This window comes from Flaviflexus huanghaiensis (assembly GCF_014118685.1).
In the GTDB taxonomy this organism is placed as follows: Bacteria; Actinomycetota; Actinomycetes; order Actinomycetales; family Actinomycetaceae; genus Flaviflexus; species Flaviflexus huanghaiensis.
In genome coordinates this window covers 1-24,960 of the sequence record NZ_JACFAK010000009.1, presented here as the reverse complement: position 1 = coordinate 24,960, position 24,960 = coordinate 1, and the positions used below count along the sequence as shown (strand labels likewise).

The window sequence follows — 24,960 nt, the reverse complement described above, 5'->3', positions numbered from 1 at the left end:
CTCTCTTCATGAGTGGAGGCGCCATGGTTCAACCATGGCGCCTCGTCATCTGTCAGGGTTTATGCATCGCCGCCGGCTTCGCCGGACTGCCCTGCATTGACGTTGAACAGATCGTACTTTTGGATCGCGTCAGACACGGTCGACCGATCGATCCGGCCGAGGTCGGCGAGCGTCGACAGCGCCCGGACGACCATGGAGTGGGCGTCGATCTTGAACTGGCGGCGCGCAGCTGCGCGAGTGTCGGAGTAGCCGAAGCCGTCCGCGCCCAGGGTCGCATAGGTGCCGGGAACCCACGGACGGATCGCATCCTGCACCTGATGCTCGAAGTCAGACGTGGCGACGAAGACATCTGCATCGTCCTTGAGCTTTTGCGTGACGTACGGAACGTGCCGCTCCTCCTCCGGATGAAGGAAGTTGTGCTCATCAGCGGCAATACCATCGCGACGTAGCTCGTACCAGGAGGTAACGGAGTAGACCGAGGCCTTAACGCCCCAATCCTCCTCGAGCAGCTCCTTTGCGTGGAGCGCCCACGGAACACCCACACCGGAGGACAGGAGGCCGACGCGGTGACCATCGCCGTCTGCGGACGCGATCCTATGGATGCCGCGGATGATGCCGTCAACGTCGACATCCTCCGGCTCTTCCGGCTGGATCATCGGCTCGTTGTAGACCGTGAGGTAGTACATGACGTTCTGGTCCCGGCCGTCGGAGCCGTCCCCGTACATGCGCGTGATGCCGTCCTTCACGATGTGGCCGATCTCGTAAGAGTAGGCCGGGTCGTAAATGACCATCGCTGGGTTGGTCGAACCGAGGACGGGAGAGTGACCGTCCATGTGCTGCGTGCCCTCACCCGCAAGCGTTGTCCGACCCGCTGTGGCGCCGATAACGAAACCGCGTGTGAGCTGATCGCCGGCGGCCCAGAACTGATCACCCGTGCGCTGGAAGCCGAACATCGAATAGAAGATGTAGAACGGCATCATCATCTCGCCGTGGACGGCATGAGAGGTGCCGACTGTGGCGAGCGTTGCTGCGGATCCAGCTTCATTAATGCCCATGTGAAGGATCTGGCCGGTCTCGGCCTCCTTGTAGGACAGCAGGAGGTCTGCGTCGACGGACGTATATTTCTGGCCGTGCGTGTTGTAGATCTTCGCTGTCGGGAAGATCGCGTCGAGACCGAAGGTGCGTGCCTCATCGGGAATGATGGGGACTACCCGCTTGCCGAACTCTTTGTCCTTCATGAGCTCTTTAAGGAGGCGCACGAGGGCCATTGTCGTAGCGACCTTCTGCTGGCCCGAGCCCTTCTTGAGGATCTCGAACCGCTTCTCCTCGGGTAGCTTGATACCGTTCCAGGACTGGCGGCGCTGTGGCAGGTAGCCACCCAGCTCCTTCCTCCGGTCTTGCATGTACTGGTAGGCCTCGTTGTTCGGCGAGGGCCGGTAGTACGGTGCGCCGTAGGGATCTTCGAGCTGCGAATCGTCGATGTCGAGATTGAGCGAGTCGCGCAGACCCTTGAGATCCTGGGAATTCAGCTTCTTCATCTGGTGAGTCGCGTTGCGGCCCGCGAAGTTCGTGCCGAGCAGGTAGCCCTTGATCGTGTGGGCGAGAATGACGGTCGGCTGACCGGTGTGCTCGCTTGCCGCCTTGTACGCTGCGTAGACCTTGCGGTAATCGTGACCACCGCGCTTGAGGGACCAGATCCTCTCGTCTGACCAGTCCTTCACCATCGCCTTCGTGCGCGGATCGCGCCCGAAGAAATGCTCACGGACGAAGGCGCCATCGTTCGCCTTGAACGTCTGATAGTCGCCGTCCAGAGTCGTGTTCATAATGTTGACAAGGGCACGGTCGTGGTCGGCTTCGAGGAGCGGATCCCATTCACGGCCCCAAATGACCTTGATGACGTTCCATCCGGCGCCGCGGAAGAACGCTTCGAGCTCCTGAACGATTTTGCCGTTACCGCGGACCGGGCCGTCGAGACGTTGCAGGTTGCAGTTGATGACGAAGTTCAGGTTGTCGAGACCCTGCTGGGCGGCGAGCTGAAGCATGCCGCGCGACTCCGGTTCGTCCATCTCACCATCGCCAAGGAACGCCCAAACGCTCTGCTCGGAGGTGTCCTTGATACCGCGGTCGTGCAAGTACTTGTTGAACCAAGCCTGATGGATAGCCTGAGCCGGGCCGAGACCCATCGACACTGTCGGGAACTCCCAGAAGTCCGGCATCTGGCGCGGGTGCGGATAGGAGGGCAGGCCACGACCGCCCGCCGGGCGGGAGTGCTCCTGGCGGAATCCGTCCATGTCGTCCTCGGACAGACGACCTTCGACGAACGCGCGAGCGTAGTTGCCTGGTGCCGCGTGTCCCTGGAAGAACACCTGGTCGCCGCCGCCTGGATGGCTCTTGCCGCGGAAGAAGTGGTTGAAGCCGACCTCGTACAGCGTCGCCACGGAGGCGTAGGAGGAAATGTGACCGCCGACCTGGACGCCGGGGCGCTGGGCTCGGGTCACCTGGACCGCGGCGTTCCACCGGATCCAGCGCCGGATCTCGCGCTCGAGCTTCTCATCGCCCGGGAAGTAGGGCTCGTCCTGCACTGCGATCGTGTTGACGTACGGGGTCGTGAGGCTCGTCGGCACCTGGATATTCCGCTGACGGGCGCGACGAAGCATCGACAGGAGGATGTAACGAGCCCGGGGGCCACCCCGACTTTTAATGAGAGCATCGATGGAATCCAGCCACTCCTGCGTCTCTTCGGTGTCGAGATCAGGCACGCGGCTGAGCAGGCCATCGATGAGCGGGAAGGTATCGTCTTTCGAACTCACAGCATCTCCTTGCAGTGCGATTGCGCGGTGGGGCGGGCCGTCGGCGGCCGGAAACCCAGTACCTCAAATCTACCCCCTTCCGGGCCGAACGTCCCGCTTCGATGTGTTCACCCCGTGAGAAAGGCTGGCTCGTAGGGTGCCGTTGCTCACCCGCCGTGGGCGATCAGGTCGAAATGGCGGCGATACGTGGAAATTTCCGTCAATCTTTGGTGAACTATGAGAGTGGATAACAAGGCGACCGCGCCCTCGCGGTCTACACAGGAAAGGACCGGTTCTGCAGCCGGATCAGTGGAGCTCGGACTGAAGACGGGGCAGGTGATCCAAGAGTTCGGCTGGGACGAGGATGTCGAAGAGTCGGTGAGAGGCAGGATCGAAGCTGCAACAGGGACGGCGCTCGTCGACGAAGATTACGAGGACGTCTGCGACGGAACCCTCATTTGGTGGCGCAACGACGACGGTGACGAGGACGATCTCGCCGATCTTCTCGTTGATGCCAGAGCCAATCTTGACGACGGCTCTGGAATTATCTGGGTCATGATCCCCTCCATGGGCACGCGCGGATATGTCGAGCACATCGTTGTCGAAGAGGCGGCCCAGACCGCCGGCCTCGCAGCAACGACGGCGGCTGCGCTGTCGAACGAATGGACGGGAGTGCGTCTATCGGCGCGCGGACCCCGCCGCTGACCAAGCTAACAACGAGAAGTAGGCGGCCCCCGGGCCGCCTACAGTCATGTGCGGCTCCATGGGCCAAGCACGCGCGACCGCGTCGATGGTCTAGTCATCGAGGGCGAGACGTTTGCAGGCGATCCGCGTATTCTCGGCACGGTCGCCTAACCTGGAGGCTGGCTTAAGGGGATGAGGCCATGACAGGGCTTGAGAATTCCCCGCGATCACCCATGAGGGTGCGCACTTCAGCAGAGAAAGGCTGACACGACCATGTCGTACCGTGTTGAACAGGATCTTCTTGGCGCCCGGGAGATTCCCGCCGACGCCTACTATGGGATTCATACGCTCCGCGCCATCGAGAACTTCCCCATGTCGGGCAGGCTCGTCCGTGACGTGCCGCATTTCGTCCGCGCTATCGTCCAGGTGAAGAAGGCGTCAGCGCTGGCGAACGAGGAACTCGGGACGCTGCCCTCCGATATTGCCCAGGCCATCGTCGCAGGATGCGACGAAATCCTGGATAAGGGGCGCTGCATAGATGAGTTCCCGATCGACTTGTTCCAGGGTGGAGCGGGCACCTCGGTCAATATGAACACAAACGAGGTCGTCGCTAACCTTGCGCTCGAACTGCTCGGCTACGAGAAGGGCCGATATGACGTCATCAACCCGAACGACGACGTCAACAAGTCCCAGTCGACGAACGACGTGTACCCGACGGCCCTACGGCTCGCGATCTATGTCGACGTCAAGCGCCTTATCACCCGCATCAAGCTCGTCGCCGAGGTGCTCCGTGAGAAGAGCGAAGAGTTCTCCGATGTCTTGAAAATGGGAAGAACCCAGCTCCAGGACGCGGTGCCGATGACGCTCGGCCAAGAGTTCGGAGGGTGGGCAACCACTCTCGAGGAGGAGGTCGTCGTCATGAACCGTGCGGCCAACTATCTCCTCTCGATCAACCTCGGGGCAACTGCGATCGGCACCGGTCTTAACGCACCGGAGAACTATGCCGAGGTCGTATCCCGAAAGCTCTCTCACGTGACAGGTCTCGACCTCACGCCTGCACCAGACCTCGTCGAGGCGACGAGCGATACGGGTGACTACGTGACCGTCCACTCTTCGCTGAAGCGCGGCGCTCAGAAGCTCTCGAAGATTGCCAATGACTTGCGGCTCCTCTCCTCGGGGCCGAGGGCCGGGTTCAACGAGATTAACCTGCCGCAGATGCAGGCGGGATCGTCGATCATGCCAGCGAAGGTCAACCCGGTCATCCCCGAAGTTGTCAATCAAGTGTGCTTCAAGGTCATCGGAAACGATGTGACGGTGACAATGGCGGCCGAGGCGGGGCAGCTTCAGCTCAATGTCATGGAGCCTGCCCTCGCAGAGGCGACATTCGAGTCGATCATGTTGCTGAGCAATGCGTGCGACACCCTTCGCACTCACTGCCTCACCGGAATCACTGCCAACGGGGAGCGGACTCGCCGCGATGTCGAAAACTCGATTGGCATTGTCACATACCTCAACCCGATCATCGGCCACCACAACGGAGACCTTGTCGGTAAGGAATGCGCTCGCACCGGCATGACCGTTAAGGAGGTTGTGGTGGAGATGGGGCTCATGACGGCCGATCAGGTCGACGCAGTCCTCACTGCTGAATCGTTCAGACGCCCGACCTTTACGGGCAGAATCTGGGCCCCGGGGGAGAAGGGCCTGCCCGAGAAGCGGTAGTCGCAGGCGGCGAGGGCAACCTTCATAACGGTCCGCCCCCGCAACCGCCCACGACGCCCCGGTCCGCTTCTCGATTTTGGGATCTATGTGACGATGTCGAAGCCGCGCGGATTGGTTCCACTTCCCGTCGCCGTGTAAAGTCTCTTATCGATCCGCACTGCATTTCGTCAGCTCTTTCGAGCCTGAAATGCGGTCGGGGCCTGTAGCTCAGTTGGTTAGAGCGCCACGTTTACACCGTGGATGTCGGGGGTTCGAGTCCCTCCGGGCCCACAGTGAAGAGTCGGGATGTGTAATCGCATCCCGACTCTTTCCATGTCTCGATCCGCTGCCAGGTCGGCGACTGCGTGAAACGTCGGCCGACCTCGAGGCCAGCGGAGGCGCGGCCCCTCATCGGCTTCAACGTTGTCTCAACGTCGTTCGCCGGAATCCCCAGGGGAGGAGCGCCGTTAAGCGGAGAGTGATCGTGCATGTTCGCACGGGGGCACGGTCACACGTCGAGAGTGCGAATCCATATCGGAGCTGTCGGAATGGATCTGCGTCCATCCGGCATCTCGACCGCGGCTCTGTACGTGTACCAGCGACTTGGTGAGACCGTGTCGTCGACGATGACGACGCTCGACTCGTCGATGTCGACCGGAGCGAGCGGCCGCATTCGACGAACGTCCTCCGCAAGGTGGGTCTTCGTGGATCGCCAGACGCGGAGGCGCTCGCCGCCGGCTGGCACGTGCGCGGTCAGAACGACCCCGCCGAGACTGTTCGTCGCTGCTGTCACCCGCGGCGGACTGAGGGTCGACCTGCGACGAGCCGCGACGACCGTGAACATGTCAGAATTCGTCGGCCAATGCGCACGTGAGCCGGTCGGGCCGGTCGGGATGATGACGAGCACGGTGAGATCGCGCGAGCTCCCGGGAATCGCGACATCATGCTCGGCGACTTCTGCAGAGTAGGAGCGGGGATGGTCTGGGGAGAAAGCAAAGGGATGGTCGACGGCGAGCCGACGCAGCTGCTCGCCATAGCTCTCGACAGAGCCGCTCTCTCGGGGTTCGCCCGCGGCCGCTCGCAGTAGTGCCCCGGAAGCTCTGAGAATCTGTACTCGCTCACCAGGTGCCGGTGTCCACGTCAGACGGAACCATCCGACTCCGTCCGGATCGGGCCACGAGCTGAGCCTGATACCGGGCAGACCGGCAGGGGCGTTCGGGCGTGCTTCATCGACCGCATCTGCTGGCGTAGAAACCGGGCGTGATAGAAGACCGATGCGTCTGCGTGACTGGACGACCGCTGTCGATGTCCACACGTGGCCTCGGTGCTGGGAGGGGGCGTTGTTCATCCTCACGTGATATCGGGTGCCGCCATGGGGCGTTGCATGCTGTTCTACCGAGAGCCCGCCCGTTGACGTGGACCCGTCGAGGCCGACCTCGACACGAGTACCCGGCAGAGCGGCGGCCGCGGCGGCGGGATGGTCGCCAGCCACCACCGAAATGACGAACGTATCCGCATCCGGTGCTGCCGCCCGATGAGCCGCCGTCCAGTCGAACTCGACGCGGAGCTTCGACACGGTCCCAGCGACGTCATCTCCCGGCCCCGTGGCCTCTGCGCGCAGTGCCGTCGGCGCCGGCGGAGGAGTCTCATCGACGACGTTTTGCTCAACCTGCGCCGGTGGCGACCATCGTCCCCAGATATCGAGCTGGTGGAGCGACCACGACGTCCGTCCCGGCACGCGTAGCCATCGGTCGAGAAGAGTGTGCGGTCCCAGCCCTGACAGTGTTGGCACCCTCTCGCCGCTCAGGGGGTCGACTCGCGCGAGTGGCACGCGCCCACTGCTATCATGGCGCACCTGTGTCGCGGCGACGACGGCACCGTGGCTCGGGTGAACGGGCTCTGCGGTGTGCCATGTGAGCTTCACATCGATCCCGAGTGGCGATGAGGCAGGGCCGTCAGTGGACTCTGCCGTCACGCGCTCAGGTGAGACGGCGGCGGGAATCGGCGCTTCGAGTAGCGCGGTGGCGAGGGATGCGACACGAGCGAACGCACCCGGCGTGGGCTCGTCAGGCGGCATTGGCGGGACGAGCAGGCCCGGTCGGTCCGAACGGCGTGCGAGCAACGGGTGATCATGGCTTCCCTGTGCCAGAAACGGTGCGGCCACCACAGCGAGCCACGTGAGTGGATACCACGCGGTGATGCAGTAGTCATACGGGATCTCTGCGGGCACTCCGGTGTCGTGTGCGGCGAGCCCAAGCAGATGCGCGACGGGCGATTCGAGGGCAGCAGCAAGGATGAGGGGGATCGGGGGCGTTGCGAAGGAAGCAGTTCCGCCACCTTCGACGCTCATCGGCACATCCACCGGTTCGACGGTGCCCTGTGGCACGCCGTCGGCCAGTTCGGCGGCGAGGACTCGGCTCAGCTCTGCCTGCAAAAGGGGAATGTGCTTTGCGAAGCGTGCTCTCGCGGCCGCCTGTCCATCCGAGTCGGAACGGGCTCTCGGTGGCCACCTCAAAGCGACCCACGGCGGGGCCGCGGCGGCAGCACCCGCGCGGAGCCGGTCTTCGATAACCGTAGCAGCATGAGCTTGGGCAGGATAGGAGACATTGTCTCCGTCGATCGGAAGGAGGAATCTGCCCACCGTCTCCCATCCGCCGGCCTCCGCATATCGCGCGGAGGTAATCCATGCAGCGCCGCTGATCCTCACGCCAGGGGACGCGTGGACCTCGACAGCATCGATCTGCCCGCCGTCGATCAGAAGCACGCGCCGGGCTGCGCCCGGCCCCTGCGGCCACCACTGTGAGAGCTCGCTGAGCCGGGCCGATACGTGGGAGAGAGACGACTCCTCGTCGCCGGGTCCACGGCTCCATGAGGTGGCAGTGATGGTGGCGGCCCCACGTGCTGGGCCCTCCACCTGGACGGCGAACCACGCGGATGAAATGGGCCGATCGTTCTTCCGCGTCTCCATGACGATGCCAGCAGCGCCCGGAGCCACCGCCCCGCCCGTGGGAACCGTCCGACCGGCGGGTGAGGTGATCCGCAACCGGTGCCCCTCCGGATTGAACCCGTCCGCACCGACGATCCACGCGCCATCGTCCGCTGTCCCGTCTGCGATGGAGGCCGACAGGGGAATGAGCTCTTTGGACCACGGCCACGGTGGGGAGGGCCTCCGTCGCAGAACGAAGCCGCGTCGAGGAAAGCCGAGCACGTGATGCGGAAACCACCGCAGGTGACGGCCGCGCCGCAGATAGTGGTCGGATCCGTCGCTACCGACACCGAGCAGGTGTAAAACGTCGGAGGAGATGATCGTCGCTGTCATAGCGCTCCGTCCAGATTGTCGGGAACTGCGGGAATGGGGACCGCGATCCTCGCATTGGGATGGCTACGCAGCGCTATCTCGATCGTGCCGGGCAGGTTCGGGGTGGCTGGCAGGAGGAGAACGCGCGACGTGCTCACTCCGGTGAACGCTGTCAGGGCGATCTCGCTGCCTCCTTGGCGGACGACGATCTGCGCTCGACCGGTTGCCAAGCCGGAACGTGAGCCGCGGAGTAGCGGTTCGTCACCGTCGAGGAGCAAACCGATGCAGACAACCCCATCCGTCGCCGGATCCCACGCCCACAGGCGAGCGAGCTCGCAGTTCTGTGGTGCTGGGGATGCCGGAAATCCGCACCGGTCGATGAGCCACTCATCGAACGTGGCGTCGTCGATGACGATCCCGCCGGGCGCGGCGGCTCCGACTCTGGCGATAATGCCGTCTGGGTCGGGGATGAGGACGTCGACGATCGTATGTGCCGAAAGGTGAGCGGCGGGGTCACGATGAGCGGAGGTGCGAAACCGCCACGAGTGCAGCTCGACGGCTGGGCCGCCGCCGCGCGGTACAGCCTGAAGTGTGGCGACGTATCGCGTGCGCGGAGCGAGCAGATCCGGCAGGGCGATCCGCGCCTCTCGCCAGATCTCACCACCGCGGCTGTCTGCAACGCAGGGAAATTCGCCCAGCCGCTCGCGAAGGGCTGCGATGTGGGCGTCGACGTCCGTCGGGTCTGTGAGTGATACCTCGTTGAGGTGCTCAGTCACAACACCCCGCTCATCGACAAGGCGCACCCGCAGGTCGAAGTTCAGTGCATCGGCCACAGCGACGGTCCGCGCGTCGCGCAACCGTACGAGGAGAGGCTCGGCCGTATAGTATGCGGTGCTGCCGTCACCGGGTGAGGTCGCCACCTCCCAGTCGCTCTCCCTCGACCCGTCCTCGGCCACGCGGCCCTCGTGCGGCGCCTCGTCCGGGTAGGCACGCAAACGACCAGCCAGAGCGGACGTCGTCGTGAACGTGAATCGTCGCTCCCAGGACCATTGTGCCGAGCCCTTCTCAAGCCCCGATCGTCCGAGGGTGACAGCCTCCGATGTCCCAGCGACGACGATCTCATAGTCGGTGTCCGGCGAGAGTATTCCTGCGGGGGTGCCGGACTCGCCCTGCCACGTCTGCGCCGCGTCGCGAAGGAGACGCACCGCAGTGTCCGTTGCGGTGCGATGACGGTCGCGGGCAGCGTGCTCGTTGCGCGGGAGAGGGAAGCACTCGACGCTCGTGAGCGCGGCGACGGCCGCCTCATCGGTCACCTGGACCTTGAGCGGCCCGTGGACAGCGGCGAATCTCAGGGCGATGACCGGCCCGATGGAGGTGAATCGCACGCGGCGCCACACCCTGCGGTCCCCGATGTGGACGTCGGTGGTGGCGACGTTCTCGATGCGCCGCTCCTGTCCATCAGCACCGGTCTGCCAGGCGATGACATGTACCCCCGGAGCGGCGAGAAGGATCGCAGTTGCCTGCTCAGTGTCCGTCAGATCTATGCGGAGCCTGCCGACGGTCTCCACAGCGAGGGCAGCCAGACGCTCCTCGGCACCAGCCGGCATCGTCGGGAGGATGAGTCGCGGAAGCGCGAAGACGGGCTCGTCGGCCTCGATCGGTGTCAGCAGAGGGACGTTGATCGAAGCTGGGTTGCGGGCAATGCGCGCGGGCTCAACCTCAGCATCGAGGAGGCGAGCCATCGTCGATCCTGTCGCAGGCGGCGATTCAGCTCGTGCCCGAGCGACGACGTCGTCCGGCGGTGTGTCATTGGGAAGGATTGCGACATCATCGGCTGGCATCGGTGCGGTCGCGAGCCTGCGGCTCCACCACGGGGGCAGGAGTCCGCCGGGTGCCAACTCCCAGACTCTGTCGGTCGCGGAGCGCCGGTCGGTCTGCAGGCCGAGTCGCGAGGCGACAACGTGACGCAACGGTGCGAACGAGGGCTCGGACATCCTCTCCTCCCTAGACCTGGTGCGTTCCCACCCTCGCTCTCGCCGCGCGGAACCGCGCGTGCCCGGAAGCAGCTCCACGACCTCATCGATGTTGATCATCGTCCTGCCCGACTCGTTGAGCCGGGAGATATGTGGCAGGGAGTCGAATCGAGTGAGCGCCTTCTCTGCGGCTCGCGACAGACTGTGTGACCAGTCGCCCGGGGTGCGGTCCTCCCCGAACGGCAGAGGGAAGGGACGACGGATCGGCCACGTGCCCGGACCCGTGACAGGCGGGACGAAGGCCTGCTCTGTCAGCCTGGCAGTAAGGGAGCGCGCGGTGTAGAGGCGCTGGAGACTCTTCTCGTCGTCGTCCGGCTGCGCGCAAGGATCCCACGTCTGTGCCCAGCGCGCGACGATCTCCGCTCCGTTGCCCACCCGAGCTGCGGCGAGGTCCCCCAGCTGCCAGAGCCGCAGGCTCGTTCGTGCGGGCATGCCGCCTGCCGTCCGCGGCACGTCGGAGTGAAGGCCTCTGACAGCGCCGATTGCCGTGCCCCCGGGCCAGAAGGCGGGGATGTCCTCCTCCGGAACCGCTCCGTGCGGCGTCGTGCGCGTGACCGTGACGGACGAGACGACGTGGCGGTAGCCGTGCCGTCGTTCGAACCCGTCCTCATCCGTCTCCGCTGTCGCCACCTCCCACACGGGAGCATCAGCGTCGTCGCCGTCTGTCGCGGCGCAGCCGATTGTTGGCGTGTCGTTGCCGACGGGTGCGGAGAACACGATCTCCGCGAGCACGTCGAGCGGAATCCCGCTGCCGGTCTCACCGGGTTTGAGAACGGTGGGGGCGCCGGTGCCCGCACCCCACAGGGTGAGCGTCTCAACCGGCGCATCGGGTCGGGGCGCGTCGAAGACCCACTCGCGTGTTGGCGCGAGCTCGATCGTCGCCGAGGCGTTGATGTCGGGTAGAGGCCAGGGTAGGCCGATCCGCACCCGTGCGGATCCTGTGAGCATGAACGGATCGGGGGCCATGGCGACGAGGTTGAGCGCCGCCTCGAGCGACAATCCGACGCCGTAGACCGACACATCGAGGCCGCCCTCGAGGTAGACGCGTCCCGCTGCCAGAGGAAGAGAGAGCGACAGGCCGACATCAAACCCGGCGCGTGCCCACAGCACGACCCGCGCTGGGCCCGCCTTCAGGCGGCGATCGAAGCCGCCGGCAGCGCCGAAGGCGAGGGCGAGCCCAGGCAGAGTGAGCGGGGGTTCCACGCCCGGCAGGAGCACGTCCGTTCCGGAGAGCAGGAGGTACGATGACGCGTCGAACATGCCCAGCAAGTTGATCTGGACTCGGTCAGCGGGCGGTTCAGGACGTCCTATTGCGAGCGTGAAGTTTGTCGGGTCATCCAGATCGATGGAGATGTCGGCGGGGATGGTGGCGCGGACAAGTGTTGCCTCCCCGGCGGTCTTCTCGAGCATTCCGTGGAATGAGGCGCCAAAGAAATGGCGACCGAAGTCGAGGGTGAGAACCGCGCCGAAGCCAAATGACAGCGCGTCGGGGTCGCCGCCCTGGGCGGGCAGGCTGGGAAGCGCGGAGAAGAGGTTCCCCTCTCCGGTGATGAGAACAACCGGCCCGGGAAGAAGGAGGAAGAGACCGACGCCTGCGTTCCATGAGCGGCCGTCGTCCGGTGAGGAACCGAGGGTCGCCGACGCGCCGAAGGCCCAGCCGCCCGCCTCGGGGCGCCACTTCTCGATCCCGGTCGAATAGGCTGGCGGCGCCTCAAGGAACCAGGAGGCATAGTCACCGCCCGCGGCGGTGGGAGCCCCGTTCATCGCGAACGTCAGGCCAAGCTCGTAGAGGGACGCTCCAGAGGTCCCCAGGGGCAGGCCCGGTCGGAAGCCGGCGTCGAGAGTGAGAATGACGGCCTGGAGACCATCATCCCGGGTGGCTGTCACGACGCCGATCTCCAGGTCGAACGCGTAGGCCGACTTGCGCAGATGGTCGTCTGCCGAGCGAGCTGTGCCGTTCCCAATGAGGAATGCGGAGAGAGTGCCCCGACGCACCTGCCCCCACTGCCCGATGGAGAATGGCGGGGCTACATTCGGTTCGTGCGAGAGGGATCCGGATGCATAGAGAACGCCCGGGATGAGAATCGACATCGGGGATGCGGAGCGCGTTATAGCGACGTCAATGGTGGGATTCCCCGTGGGCCGGTAGGTGACGATGATCGCGTCGGGGAAACCCGCAAGAGCCACATCTCCGGTGCCCGATGATTCGACGCCGAATTCGATGACGAGACCGTCAGGGCTTCTGCGCAGTCCGACGGCGTTGATCACGAGAAGTCCGGCAAGGTCAACGGTCGTAGGCAGTGTGACGTCGAGGCCGTCCGAGAGTGTCCAGTCGGATCTGATGTGGGGCGGTCCCTCCGCACTCAAAGTTGCGAGAGCTGTGAGGTGACCGATTCCGAGCTCGAGCTCGACAGTCCCATCCGGAAGCGTGAGCTCGAGAATGAGGCGAGCTCCGATGGAAATCTCTGCACGAAGCTCTCGACTTCCTGTTCCTGGGGTGAGAACCGGCTGGACCCGTCCGCTCAGGTGGTCGATCGCCGCACCGGTGATGTGCCCGAGACCGGAGGATTCGAGTGCTGCGATGGCGCCCGCCATGATCGCGGCATCCCCCTCACCTGCCGCCGCGAGGGCGGCGGCAGCTGTTCCGATGCCTGCGAGTCCGCCGCGCACGATGCTCGCGAGAGGCCCGTCTGTCGCATCGGCAATGAGGTTGAGGGCCCACCGCTCTGACGAAGAGCCCTGCGGATTGACTAGGAGATCTGCCGATGCTGTGATGCGGTGCGACTCGTCCCCAAGGATGGTTCCAATATCGACAATGACCCGCATGGCCAGCTCGGTCGGCCACCATGAGCGGTCGAACGCCAGGTCGAGGCGCTGGACAGCGATGAGACCGGGTTGAGGGGAGAAATCCAAGGAGAGGCGTCCTCGGATGCCCTCTCGGTCGATGATCCAGTCGTTCAGCCTCATTGCGCCGGTCGGACCGTCAGCCCTGCCGCCGGGCGCGCCGGGGAGGATCTTGTCGAGACCCCAGACCGTGACATTGCCGATGATGAGCCCGTGCCAGTTCGGTGGGAGCGCGTGGTCGGTGAGGTCGGTCGGCGGCGGTCCGCTGTGATGCCAAACAACCCCCTCCATCGCGACAACGATCCCGGTGTCGGCGATCATGACGGGCGGGATATCGACGTGGTTCGCCACGTCGAGGTCAATGTCAATGCCAGCCGCGGAGACGAGCAAACTGACCTGCCCGAGCGGGATCCACGGTGGCGGTGCCTGCTGGATCTCTTCGAACCCGACGGTCTGTCCCGCCTGGTCGGTAAGAGGCCGGACTCTCGTCAGCCAGTCGGAAGGCAGATCGACGCGCGCCGTAAGAGGGCCGATGGCGACGCGGAGGTTCGGGAGTTCCGACACGGACGTCGTCAGGATGTCGGAGAGAGCCGTTGCCAGCTTGTGAGGATGCGTGGTGTCGACACCGGAAAGCCGCTTACCGAGCGTCTCTGCGTCATTGAGGTCGATCAGTCCTGCCTGCACGCATCGGACGAGAAGAATGAGCTCGACCGTCCCCGCATCCAACGTCACGGCGAACGGTGCCGTGATCTCGGATGAGCCGACAGCGATGTCGAGTGACCCGACCGGGATGACGATCTCTTCGCTAAGCCGCACGGAACCGAGGATGTCCACCTCGCCCGCACCGCCGCGCCACACCTCTCTGACGTCGATGACATCGCCGAGGCCCCTCACGGCATGGAAGAGGGGCAGGTCGGTGAGACCGCCATGGCCGAGGGCGGTGAGCTGGGCGAAAAGCCGGGTTGTGCTCATCAGTTTTCATCCGCCTCTGAGCGCAGGACCCAGTCCCTGGCCTCGCGCAGCTGCGTCGGAGTGGGCAGGTCAGTGACGGATAGTCCCGGGGATCGTATGGCATCGCCAGCCGAATCACGAAGTCCCTCATCGGTGATGCCCGCGACGAACTGTTCGGCGGCAGTGCGCTGGTTGGCGGCCCATGAGGCGCGCTCGACGGCGTTGAAACCGTTATCCGACTGGGCCGGCTCCTTGACGTAGGCGCGGAGGTAAGCGGCTGCTGCGACCTCGCTCGTGATGAGGCTGTGTGCCACCCCGCCTGTCACGTTCCGCTCGAGGGCATGAGCGCTCCAGTCGATGGCGTGCGCGATCAGGAGCCGCTGCAGCCCACCGTCGTACCGGAGGCTGCGGACGAACCGGGCCGCCCACGGCCAGGAGCGGAACCATTGAACATAGGAATCGTAGAAGGCGCGCATCCGTGCCTGCCCGGACGCGTTCTGTCCGTGCCAATCATCTGCCGCCATGTCGACCTGCCACGGGGTGCCGCGGGTTTCGCCCGTAGCGCTACGTAGCCCGGCGATGTGGACGTAACCTGTCGGGTCGTTCTGCCCGATCGGTCCGGCCCCAACGCCGTACCGGCCGAAGGATCGCTGGAAGGCCTGCTTCATAGCGTCGTGGACGTCGTCTCGGCGATGAGGATCGGCGGGAATATCGTCATCTGGGACCTGCAACCACCGGACGACCTCTGCCATCTTGCCAGGCCTGCCCCCGCGCAGACGGAGCGTGTAATGGAATAGCGGGTAGCTCCAGACGGCGAGATCCCAGCCGTTGAAACCATCCCAGAAGCCGCCTGTCTCTTTCTGTGTCACCGCGTAGATGACTCGGAAGGCGGACGTGAACCACTCGCGAACCTGCGCGGCGGTGCTCGCCGTACCCGGAGCTAGCCAGTCCTCTCCCGGATCGGGTGCGCCCGGGGCGGGTGCGACATGGACGGGAGAGGCGGCGCCGAATGTCGCATCGAGAGTGATCGGCGCGAGGCGGTGGGGAGCCCGTGAGCGCGGACCGCCGTACGTGTCGCGCGGAGGATCGCCCACCTGGCCGTTGTAGTCCCCGAGCACGAGCCGCTCCTCCGGAGCATCCGGATTCAGCCGCTGTGGCATCCCGGACAGGTCAAGGACGAACATGCGTGGGTCGCGGGAATCGATGTCGTTGGGCCCGAGAAGGTTGTGCGCGCGGGGGCTTGCAAAGAGCTCGGTATCGGTCACTGTCCAGTCGCTCCGGCCCGCTCTGAGCTGGCGCGCCTCGACGACCACGGGCACACGACGACGGGCGAACGCCCACGCACGGATCTCGAGCGCGGTGGCGGGGGAGACCTCACCGTCGACGTCGTCGAGCGGTTCTCCCGCCTCGCCGTCGTCCGCCCGCTCCTCATGTGTGGCGGCAACAGCGAGGCGGTTGCCGTACGGCGCGACTGGCGTCGGGGTTTCGACGACGTCATTCGGATATCGGGAGGCGATGCGGAACTCCCGCACGGCGAGCCCCGTGTACCCGCGCTGGACTTGGCGGCTCTGTGCCACCGAGTACGTGGGAGGGGTGTCGGCCAGCTCGCCGTCGAAGACGGACCGGTCGACGGAGGCGCCGCTAAAGCCGATCCGTCGATACCCGTAGAGCCCGGCATGATGGAGACCGTAGTCGATGCCGACGCGTCGCAGATCTGTCTGCAGGTCAGCGATTGCCGTACGTCGATCGTCGGGGTCGTCAAGCTCGCTCCCGTAGCGTGCCGGGGTGATGACGTCGTCTGTCGTGTCGAGCTCAGCATCCCTGCTGCCGGGCGCGAGAGCGCGCCTGCCGTAGGGCGCTGGGAGCGGCGCAATCAGCCGAGCGGTCTCAAGGAGCTCGGATGAGACGAGACCGGACAGCACGTCGTACCGGGTGGACGATCCGGCAGCGGTGCCCCATTCGCGCGCGAAGAGCTCGACGAGATCGCCCCACCTGTGCGTCATGGCAGTCCGCCGCTCGTCAGCCGACGCACCGGCCGGCAGCGCCGCGAGGTCACCGGCAAGCGTGCTGATAGTCGCTCCTGCGGGTCGGTGGAGTCCGAGGAGCGACGCTGTTTCGTCGCGGGGCTGTGGTTCGAGGACGTCGCAGGGTTTGACACCGGCGGGGCGCTGAGCAACCGGCCGCAGTCCAATACCGCGAAGCGCCGCACGGCCAATCGTCACGCCGAGAAGCCTGCCCGCCATTTCTGCCCACCGCTCCTTCCCCTCTCGATCCGGCGATGCCGCGAGCGTGCGCAAGATGTCGTCAACCTCGGTATCGCCCGTGCCGCCCAGCCGAGCAGTGACGTGAGCGGAGATGGGAGCGTCCGCATGTCCAAAGAGCCGCGCGATGGACATGTTCCACTGCGCGTCCTCCTCGCTCTCCGTCATCTGCCGGATAACGGCCCGGATCCAGCGTTCGACATCGGTGAGGAGACTGTCATCGAGTGCGATGGTGATAACGATTCTTCGAACTGGCTGGCCGGTGGCGGTGCGCCGAGCCAACATCGAGGAGCCTTCCCGTTGCGCGTCGAGCGGTGGAATGCTCTCCGAGTCGGCCACCCAGCTGAGACGAGCGTTGACGGGTCTCAAGACGTGCTCCGCCACCGTGCGCGCTGTCCTCATGACCTCGCCCCACCAATGCTCACGGTCGGCCGCGTCGATGCCAGCGGCCGCGAGCTCCGGTTCGACGGAAGCGGCGGAATGGACGACGTAGACGATGTATGGGACAGATAGCAGGATCTCTCCGGCGGGACCGGAGGCGTCGTGGGCTCTCAGCAGGTACGTGCCGCCCTCACCGGCGGTGACGGTCACATGCGTGCCACGGGTTTCGGCGACTTCCCCGCCATCCGCATCCTCGAGGCGAGAAGTGTCATGGAGAGTCCAGCGACGGTTTGCCCCATCATCGGCGTGAATCGTCGTCATGCCGGAGCCGCTTCCAAGTCCCGTGTCAGCAGTACGGTTACCTGGGTGGAAGGAGCGCGTTTCGAGGCTCGTGCCCGCGAGAATGCCTTGAGGGCCTGTGCCTTGCAGAACTGCTAGCCGCTCGGCGGCTGCCCTGTTGGCGCTGATGAGTGCAGTGGTCACGTGCCGACCCCTCCCTCCCACACCGGTCGCATCGAGGCCACGAGTGTGATTGAGGTCACTTCATTGTTGCCCGATCGTAGGGGGACAGGGTCGCGGTGTCAAGCCCTTTGGTCGCCAACCAGGGCCTCGCAAAGCTCTCACTGGCCCAGTGCGTGCGAATTTTTCGTCCGATGCTGTCCCGCTGACCGACGTCTCCACCGTCTGGCTCGTCGCCGCATTCAGCCCCTGGCCGTATGGGCCTCACCACCGGGCGCCGCTTGCCGCCGAGCGGCAGCAGTTTCTGTCGGCGTTCGACGTCGATAGAACTATGCGTTAGCCCAAGCTGGCGACGCTCGCCAATGGTGCCTTCATCGGGGCTTGTACCGTCTGCCTCGCACCCGCGGCGTTTGGCGCATAGGCGACGGTCGCGGCGGCCGCGGTCGTCATGACAGATGTGCCGTCGTCTGCCCTCGCCGCGGAGTGCTTGCCCGACAGGCGCGGCGTGCCGGTCCGACAGGTCGGCTGGGTATCAGTAGCCCGGACAAAGTGAGGCAACCTAAGTTGGCGGATCGCTAAGCTGGGAGGAAGTGTCTAGCGCTATGGGTAACAGCTGAGGAGGGCAAGATGGTCTCGAATCCGAATGCTCGTCGCCCGCCGCGCTGGGAGGCAGCGGGGGACGATACTTTCGTTGACGAGGTCGTCCGCCGCGCTTCGATCGGATCAGGCGTTCTCCTACATGGAGATTTTGGGGCCGGCCAGGAGGACCTCGCGCGGAAGGCGGCAAGGAGATTAGCGGCACCTGCTGCACCACTGGAGCTGATGAGCCCACTGAATCCCGCAACATCACGATCCCTCGCCACGTACGTTCAGGCCCCGCCTTCGGCAGGGCCAGTTCTCCTTATTCCCGCCGTGTCGTCCTTCTCGGGGCCCGAGCTTGATGATGTCGCCAGACTCGTCCTCCATCACCACGCGGTCGTTGTTGCTGCCGGGATTGACCGGGATCGGCCCGCCGCTGCTCCTTTCGCTCAGCTCGTCGGCCTTGACCGGGTACGGGTTCCTGACTTGTCGAAAGTAGCTGTCGCGAGTTTCGTGGAAAACGGTCTGGGCGGGCCGGTAAGTAGTCGGGCTACGTGTGCTGTGTGGAAAGGAGTCGCAGGAAACCGTGCGAGAGTGAGAATGGCTGTTGAGGATTGGCTCGAGGCCTCGTTCCTTCTACGCCACGAAGGTGTGTGGGTTTTAGGTCGTTCTGCCCCTCATGCCGGTCCACGGCTTGTCAGGCACTGGCAGAGCTTGCTGGCCGCCGAGGATCCGGCGGTCCGCACCGTGCTCGAAGTTCTGTCCCTCGTCGGAGAGATTCCCCTTCCCCTTCTCTTGGAGGTCTGCGACGCTGATGCCGTCGACGCTGTCTACGAACGTGGGCTCCTAGATCTGACAGGGTCCCTCGGGCGGGATGCGAGTCTGCGCGGGATCACCAATGGCGAGGCGATCGCAAGCCACGTTCCGCCCGGACGCAGTCGAAGTCTCCTCGATGAGGTCGTTGCGCGCGTGGAGGGGAGCGCATTCCGAAGTCCACCGGGACTCGTCGCTTGGCAGGTTCGATGCGGGTTGGATGTTGATGACACGCGTGTGCTTCATGCGGTTGAGCATCTCGCGGTGACGTCCCCAGCAAAGACCGTCGACCTGCTGCGGATCTTGCCCGCCAACTCAGATTCGGATCGGGATGCGTCCGTTCGGATCAGCGCGCTCATCGCCGCCGGACGTCTCACAGACGCGTGGGAGTGCGCAAGACGCATGCGGCCGACACCTGCCGACGACGTGTCTAGCGTCATTGGGCCAGCGCGTGCGGCTGATCTCGTCTTATCCTCATGGAGCGGAGACTACCGGCCCATTCTCGCAGCCCGTGAAGCGGCAACGCGGATGCCGAGTTCTCTCGAGCCGCTGTGGCAACAGTCATCGCACGAGGCACTCGCCATGTCCGGGAGGGTTGACGAGGCGCTGAGAGCCAATCGGGAGCTACTGCACATGCTCGAGAGATCCGAGAGCGCTCCCTCTCTCATCCAACGGATCCGGCTCGGGCTCGTCGACATTGAATTCCTGGCAGGCGAATGGACGCGCGCCGCAACAACTCTGGCTGGCGGCCCGCCCGCCGATGTGGACGGACTCGGGGTCGTGTATCGAGCGTTCGCTCGAGTCTTGACAGCAGATTTCGATGACAGCGCCCGGATCCTCACATTGGAGTTACCGCAGCTACGGGTTCTCGATGACCATGGCGTGCTGGCGCTGGCCGGTTCACTGTCGGCAGTGTCGTTGGCCGCCACCGGCCAACGAGCCGACGCATTCGTTGCGCTCGCGGGGGTGGGGTTACCCGATCTCGACGTGGACGGGATCTGGCGCTGGGCGTGGAGTGCAAACTTTTTCGCCGCTCAGGCACTAGGTCTACTCGGACGCGAAGGTGATGCCGTCGAGCTACTCATGCGCTGCGCGGACCGCGACCATCATCTGGAAAATCGCGCCCACGAACTCCTCGCTCTTTCGGCGGCCCTCCAATGGGGCCATACGTCTGTACTCGAACGTCTCGAAGCCGTAGCGCAACGGACTGAAAGTCAGTTCGCCCAGGCATGCATAAACGTCGTGCACGGATTGCGAAACAACGATCCGGAGTCGCTGGAAATTGGAGCCGCCATCGCCCGTGCCGGTGGCCAGTACTTCTTCGCTGATGTCGTCGATGGCCAGCTTGCGAGGATGCGGAATCCCTCGGCTGCGTCACACGTGAGTGGCTGGGAAGGTTCGGGGTCACGGTTACTGACCCGGAGACAGTGGGAAATTGTTGAGCAGGTCTTGTCAGGCCTTAGCAGTAGCGCCATAGCTGGCTCGATGGGGATCTCGGTTCGGACCGTTGAGTCCCACCTGCACCAGGTGTACACCAAGCTCGGCGTGGGAAGCCGAGCCGAGTTGCGCACCGTTCTGTCGAATTCGCAGATCGCCGTGCGGGACGAGCGCCCCACTACGTAAGTAGATCTGTCATAAAACGAGTATGTTGTGACGTTGACTACTGGTGCTTCTCGGTCTACCTGCACCTTATGATGAACCACCACCGGGCAGGCTGACTGAAGGGAGTGCGCTGCGCCTGGAGAGTAAAGCCGAACTGGGGGCGGTTTCAGGTGAAACCAAGAGCAAATATTTTACGTACCCGCGAGCCGATCGGCGGCAACGCCGCTGATACGAGGGAGCTACTTCCTCTCGATGTCATGCGGCGAGTTCTCCAAGATCGGCTCGGTGGCGCGATTCTTGTCGGCCGGGCCGGTAGCGGTCGGCGCGCGGCTTTCGTCAGTGCTGTCGACAGCGTGGATCCACGGCCCACCATTATTCATCTCAACGGCAGTCCATTTGCCGCCCAAACGCGGTACGGCGTCCTTTCTCTTATGCTGTCGCGGCTCGAGGCCACTCCGTCGGTGTCCCGCCATCAGCTCGTGCGGGCTATCGCCGCCCTCATCGGCGAGCAGCGAACGGTCGTCACACTCGCTAACCCAGATCTCATTGATCCGGACTCTGCCGCGGTCCTGGCGCAACTTGCCACGATGCGCAAGATCTCGCTCGTTGTCATGTGTGAGCGTCCTTCGAAGCTCCCCGCCGACCTGTCGGCCCTCCAACGTTCCGGAGTGCTCGTGCGGATCGACGTGCCGGGCATGAATGTCGGGCGCACGAGATCTTTCCTCGAAGCTGAGCTCGCAGGACCGGTGTCGATGTTCGCCGCCGCGGTGGTGTGGCGCTTCTGCGGGGCTAACCGACCACTTATGCGGCACGTTGCCCGTGAGTTCGTGTCGCAAGGCAGACTGCGCGTCGAAGGCGGATCCTGGATTTTCGTACCCGGTCCCTTCCACAGCCCAGCTTCCATACGTGTGCCACAGCTCGTGAGCGCATCGGGCGATGAGCGCCGCCTCCTCCTGTTGCTCGCCCACGCAGGTCCAGCACGCATGAGTGCCCTGCGCCACTGCGGATTAGCGGAGGAGGTCACCAGCCTGCGCTCTCGAGGACTCGTGACCGTCGACGAATCCAGCTCCCAATCGGTCGACATCGCCGTCCCGCTCGTCGCCCACATCCTACGAGAGCGGGCGGACGAGAATGAGCTCGCGGACGTGGCGGACACACTGAGCCAGGTTCACACCGACCCGGCGGCGGCGCGTGTGCTGACCGAGGCCAGGGCGTGTCGCGACCTGGGCGACAATGCCGCAGCGGTCAGTGTCGTCGAGGCGTTCGAACACTCGGGCGGATTCTCAGTCGACGCGTGGGCGGCCGACCCCACCACGCGCGGGCTCATCCTTGAAGTTGAGTTCCGAGCGCTCCTGATGCTGGGCCGGCAGGTCGACATCGATACCTGTGTGACGCGAGCCGGAGAGGCTCTCGCAACGGCCATGAGGACGGGAGCTCGCGAGCGCACCCATGTCCAGGCCAAACAACTCGTTGGACTCCTCGCCGCACACGCGGCGGCCCTCTCGGGCCGTCCCGGGGACGTCGTTGGCCTGACGGACGAGCTGTGGGAAACCGAGTCACTTCACCTCAAGGCCAGCGCGATTCAGGCCGAGGCGTGGTCACTTCAAAACAGGCAACGCGAGGCGCTGGCGATCGCTGATTCCGTCAAGACGACGATATCCACACTCCGGCTCGGCGGGGTTCTTGATGAAGTTATGACGCGCTCGGAGTGCGTTGACATCGAGTGCACCCTGCTGCGCGTCCGCCTCTTGGCTGGCGACTGGCGCGCGGCCGGGACGGCGGCGTCGCGGCTCGCCGCGGGCAGGTACCCGGTTCCGCACGCTATCGCCTTTGGAGACTTCACAAGTGGCGTGCTCAGAGCGCTGGCACACGAAACAGACGATGCTCTTGGCATTCTTCTCCCCGCAACACACCAGCTCACAGCCACATTCGATGGGGCCGCGCCTGCCGGCCTTCGAGCGGCCGCAGCCTTTTGCCTCGCGGACCGCGGCCAGAGACTCGAGGCCGACAGGCTTGCGAGGTCCCGGATCGATCCGCGACTCGCATCGACCGACTTTTTCGGGTGGGCCGGGGCGATCCTCGACTGCCTGCGTCGTGGTCGGGACGACTCCGACAGCGCGATCGTCGACCTGGTGGAACTGGCTCAACACTGCCGACGCAGAGGAAACGAGACGCTGGAGATGGGGGCACTCGCGGCCGCCTTACGGCTCGGAGACGCCTCTGCGGCGGACCGTCTTGGGCAGCTGTCGGCGACGTCATCCGCCCCGGCAGCCGAGGGGTACGGACTTCTCGCCCGCGCCGTCGCCCGAGGGGACGGCTACGCTCTCGCAGAGGGTCTTGAGAGGCTCATCCGCTGCGGTCAGTATCTCTACTCCCACGGGCAGGGGAGCACTCTCGCTGAGAGAATCGGTCGACAGGATCAGCGCCGTCTTCTCGCCACGACATATGTCGACACGTCGGGAGGCAAACCAGCAGAATCGGAACCCGCTCCCGCCCGCCAGCCGTGGCTCGCGCGCCTGACGAAGCGCGAAGCGCAGATAGCCACGCAGGCCATCACCGGCATGACGAACACCGCGATCGCACGGGTTAACGGAGTGTCCGTGCGAACCGTCGAAGGTCACCTCTACCAGGTCTACTCCAAGCTCCACGTGCGCAATCGGCATGAGCTGGCAGCGTTGGCTCGACCAAGCCGAACGGCGGGTCAATCGTGACCCCTCATCGCGTCTGGCTTGCGCAGTCTGCCGAGTACACCGAGCTCGTCTCAATCCTCACCCGGCCTGGCCCGGGCGGTGCCCTCATCCTCGGCGGGTTCGGTATTGGCAAGACGACTCTTGTCCGAGCTGCCCTCGCCCGGCCAGACGTACCGCCGCCCGCCATGCGGGTGCATGCGAGCCCAACTCTGGCAGGGGAGCCATGCGGGGCGCTGTCGCCCTATCTCAGTGCCCGCGCCTCGACGGACAGCCCGGCACAGGTGCTCCGCGAGGTTGGGGCCGTGCTCGCAGCCGCCCAAACGCCGGGCGTCATTCCCATCGTCGTTGTCGAGGACGCGGAGTTCCTCGACGACGAAACCTCGTTCGTTCTCTCCACCCTCGTTGAGAATGCCGCGATCAAGCTTGTCGCTATCGGCAACGGACGGACAGGTGCGGAGTCGACACTGTTTGCCTTGGCGGAGTCGGGCCTCCTCTCCACACTTGTTGTCCAGCCCCTCGACAGGGTCGGGGTGAGGTTTCTTGCGGAGGAGATTGCCGGCGGTGAGTTCACAGCCCCCGCCATCGACATCATGACCGCCTTGACGGGCGGGAATCCAAGCTTTGTTGAAGCCGTCGTTCAGTCCTGCCTCGATCAAGGCCTTGTCTTCCGGCACTCTCCCGGTGTCGCAAACGGTGATCTCCTCACCCTGGCGCGGCTCGCCCCGGAGGCGGATGAGCCGCTGACCGAACTTGTTCGGGACGTGACCAGGTCCCTGTCGGCCGAGCACCGGAGGGTGCTGGAGCTTCTGGCTCTCGCAGGGCCCCAGCCGGGGTCCGTGCTCTTCGCAATGTGTGGAGAGCATCGACGCCTCGTCGAGGCCGACCTTCTCGCCGCGGGCCATGACGGTCTCCTTCGGATCGCGTCCGACATCTTTGCGACGATCTTGCGCAGCACTGTCCCGCCCGGGCGTAGCGCCCAACTGTATGCGGCCTGGAGTGAGCACAGGGCTCCCACCTCCCGCACGCCGCTCCAGGTACTGTGGGCACTCGAAGTCGGTGCGGACGTCCCCGCTGACCAGGTGCTGGGTGCAGTCGAGGACGCAGTCATCGGATGTGACTTCCGGCTTGCCCGGAAGCTCATCGATGCCGAAGTCACGCCAGAGTCTGACGCCGCCAACCTTCTTAGAGCGCGCACGCTCATTGGACTCGGTCGACACTACTCTGCTCGAACTCTTCTCATGAGGGTGGCTGAGACGAGCACCGATCACGCTGTTCGTCAGCAGGCCCTTCATCTTCTCCTCATGGCCTTCGACCAGCTCACGAGGGACCCGGCGGACGTCGCGGCTTTCGAACGCTGGTGGGCCGAGCAGTCACGTGCTCCCGGTCGGGAAGGTGCGCTGGCAGGCCCAGCGAGGTTTCGACAGGAGGGCGTAGCCCGTCCTCCGCAGATTGAACGGGGGTTGAGAGCGGCGCCGCACTCCGTTGCTGAGGTTGAACGCATTCTTGCGAGCCCAGACCTCACGGCAGATGGTCGTATTTGCGTCCTCATTGACCTGGCCGACCTTCACTCCGTCGCTGGTCGTACTGAGACTGCGCTCGAGGTCGCCCGCAGTGCGCGTGCTGCGCTGGCCGACGAGCGGATGGTTGCGGATTACGAGCTCCTCATCCTGTTCCGGATTGGGTGGAACCTTGTCCTCTCGGGCCGGTATGACGAGGCAGAGGACCTCCTCGCGCACTCGAGCGGACCTAGCTGTACTGACCGGACAGGTTGGTTGAGGCAGTGCGATGACACGCGCTGACTTGTGACGTGAAGAGAGGGCCTTCCGCGATTGAGTGGGAGTTGCGAAACCAGCACTCCGAGGAAGGCCCTCCGTATGT

General features: G+C 64.8%; 10 protein-coding genes and 1 tRNA gene. 7 read left to right on the top strand and 4 right to left on the bottom strand.

Translation table 11 applies throughout. The features are described 5' to 3' along the window. Nucleotides 1-59 precede the first annotated feature (59 nt). A complete protein-coding gene (aceE, locus tag H7E91_RS07815) occupies nt 60-2,810 on the bottom strand; it encodes a pyruvate dehydrogenase (acetyl-transferring), homodimeric type (protein WP_182354541.1) in 2,751 nt (916 codons plus the stop codon). 216 nt (nt 2,811-3,026) lie between these two features. Here aceE and H7E91_RS07810 point away from each other — a divergent pair, with 216 nt between their 5' ends. The 3 genes from H7E91_RS07810 (at nt 3,027) to H7E91_RS07800 (ending at nt 5,462) form a co-directional block, all read left to right on the top strand. After that, on the top strand, nt 3,027-3,494 hold the full coding sequence (locus tag H7E91_RS07810; RefSeq protein ID WP_182354540.1) for a DUF3052 family protein: 468 nt from the start codon (nt 3,027-3,029) through the stop codon (nt 3,492-3,494). A gap of 252 nt (nt 3,495-3,746) precedes the next feature. After that, on the top strand, nt 3,747-5,192 hold the full coding sequence (aspA, locus tag H7E91_RS07805) for an aspartate ammonia-lyase (RefSeq protein ID WP_182354539.1): 1,446 nt from the start codon (nt 3,747-3,749) through the stop codon (nt 5,190-5,192). A 196-nt stretch (nt 5,193-5,388) separates the two neighbouring features. After that, nucleotides 5,389-5,462, top strand: a tRNA-Val gene (locus H7E91_RS07800). Nucleotides 5,463-5,679: 217 nt separating this feature from the next. Here H7E91_RS07800 and H7E91_RS07795 read toward each other — a convergent pair. From H7E91_RS07795 to H7E91_RS07785, 3 genes are read right to left on the bottom strand one after another with little or no spacing between them, the layout of a single operon-like run. Beyond that, on the bottom strand, nt 5,680-8,490 hold the full coding sequence (locus H7E91_RS07795; protein ID WP_182354538.1) for a hypothetical protein: 2,811 nt from the start codon (nt 8,488-8,490) through the stop codon (nt 5,680-5,682). Beyond that, complete coding sequence (locus H7E91_RS07790) at nt 8,487-14,318, bottom strand: hypothetical protein (RefSeq protein WP_182354537.1); 5,832 nt, start codon at nt 14,316-14,318, stop codon at nt 8,487-8,489. The genes H7E91_RS07795 and H7E91_RS07790 overlap by 4 nt, the downstream gene beginning before the upstream one ends. Further along, a complete protein-coding gene (locus tag H7E91_RS07785; RefSeq protein WP_182354536.1) occupies nt 14,318-17,422 on the bottom strand; it encodes a hypothetical protein in 3,105 nt (1,034 codons plus the stop codon). The genes H7E91_RS07790 and H7E91_RS07785 overlap by 1 nt, the downstream gene beginning before the upstream one ends. Nucleotides 17,423-17,570: 148 nt before the next feature. On the opposite strand from H7E91_RS07785, the gene H7E91_RS07780 reads away from it, so the two are divergent. From H7E91_RS07780 to H7E91_RS07765, 4 genes are all read left to right on the top strand, one after another. Next, on the top strand, nt 17,571-17,738 hold the full coding sequence (locus H7E91_RS07780) for a hypothetical protein (protein ID WP_182354535.1): 168 nt from the start codon (nt 17,571-17,573) through the stop codon (nt 17,736-17,738). A 287-nt stretch (nt 17,739-18,025) separates the two neighbouring features. Then, a complete protein-coding gene (locus tag H7E91_RS07775) occupies nt 18,026-20,413 on the top strand; it encodes a helix-turn-helix transcriptional regulator (protein WP_182354534.1) in 2,388 nt (795 codons plus the stop codon). A 149-nt stretch (nt 20,414-20,562) separates the two neighbouring features. After that, entirely contained in the window at nt 20,563-23,103 is a 2,541-nt protein-coding gene (locus tag H7E91_RS12140; RefSeq protein ID WP_182354533.1) for a LuxR C-terminal-related transcriptional regulator, read from the top strand. Next, nucleotides 23,100-24,881 carry an ATP-binding protein gene (locus H7E91_RS07765; protein ID WP_182354532.1) on the top strand — a complete coding sequence of 594 codons (1,782 nt, stop codon included), beginning with the start codon at nt 23,100-23,102 and terminating at the stop codon, nt 24,879-24,881. Before H7E91_RS12140 ends, H7E91_RS07765 begins: the two co-directional genes overlap by 4 nt. Nucleotides 24,882-24,960 lie beyond the last annotated feature (79 nt).

Excerpts from the sequence above, each read along its gene's own strand:
- H7E91_RS07775 (WP_182354534.1), top strand. The coding sequence starts at position 18,026 with ATGGTCTCGAATCCGAATGCTCGTCGCCCGCCGCGCTGGGAGGCAGCG.
- H7E91_RS07795 (WP_182354538.1), bottom strand. The coding sequence starts at position 8,490 with ATGACAGCGACGATCATCTCCTCCGACGTTTTACACCTGCTCGGTGTC.
- aspA (WP_182354539.1), top strand. The coding sequence starts at position 3,747 with ATGTCGTACCGTGTTGAACAGGATCTTCTTGGCGCCCGGGAGATTCCC.
- H7E91_RS07790 (WP_182354537.1), bottom strand. The coding sequence starts at position 14,318 with ATGAGCACAACCCGGCTTTTCGCCCAGCTCACCGCCCTCGGCCATGGC.
- H7E91_RS07810 (WP_182354540.1), top strand. The coding sequence starts at position 3,027 with ATGAGAGTGGATAACAAGGCGACCGCGCCCTCGCGGTCTACACAGGAA.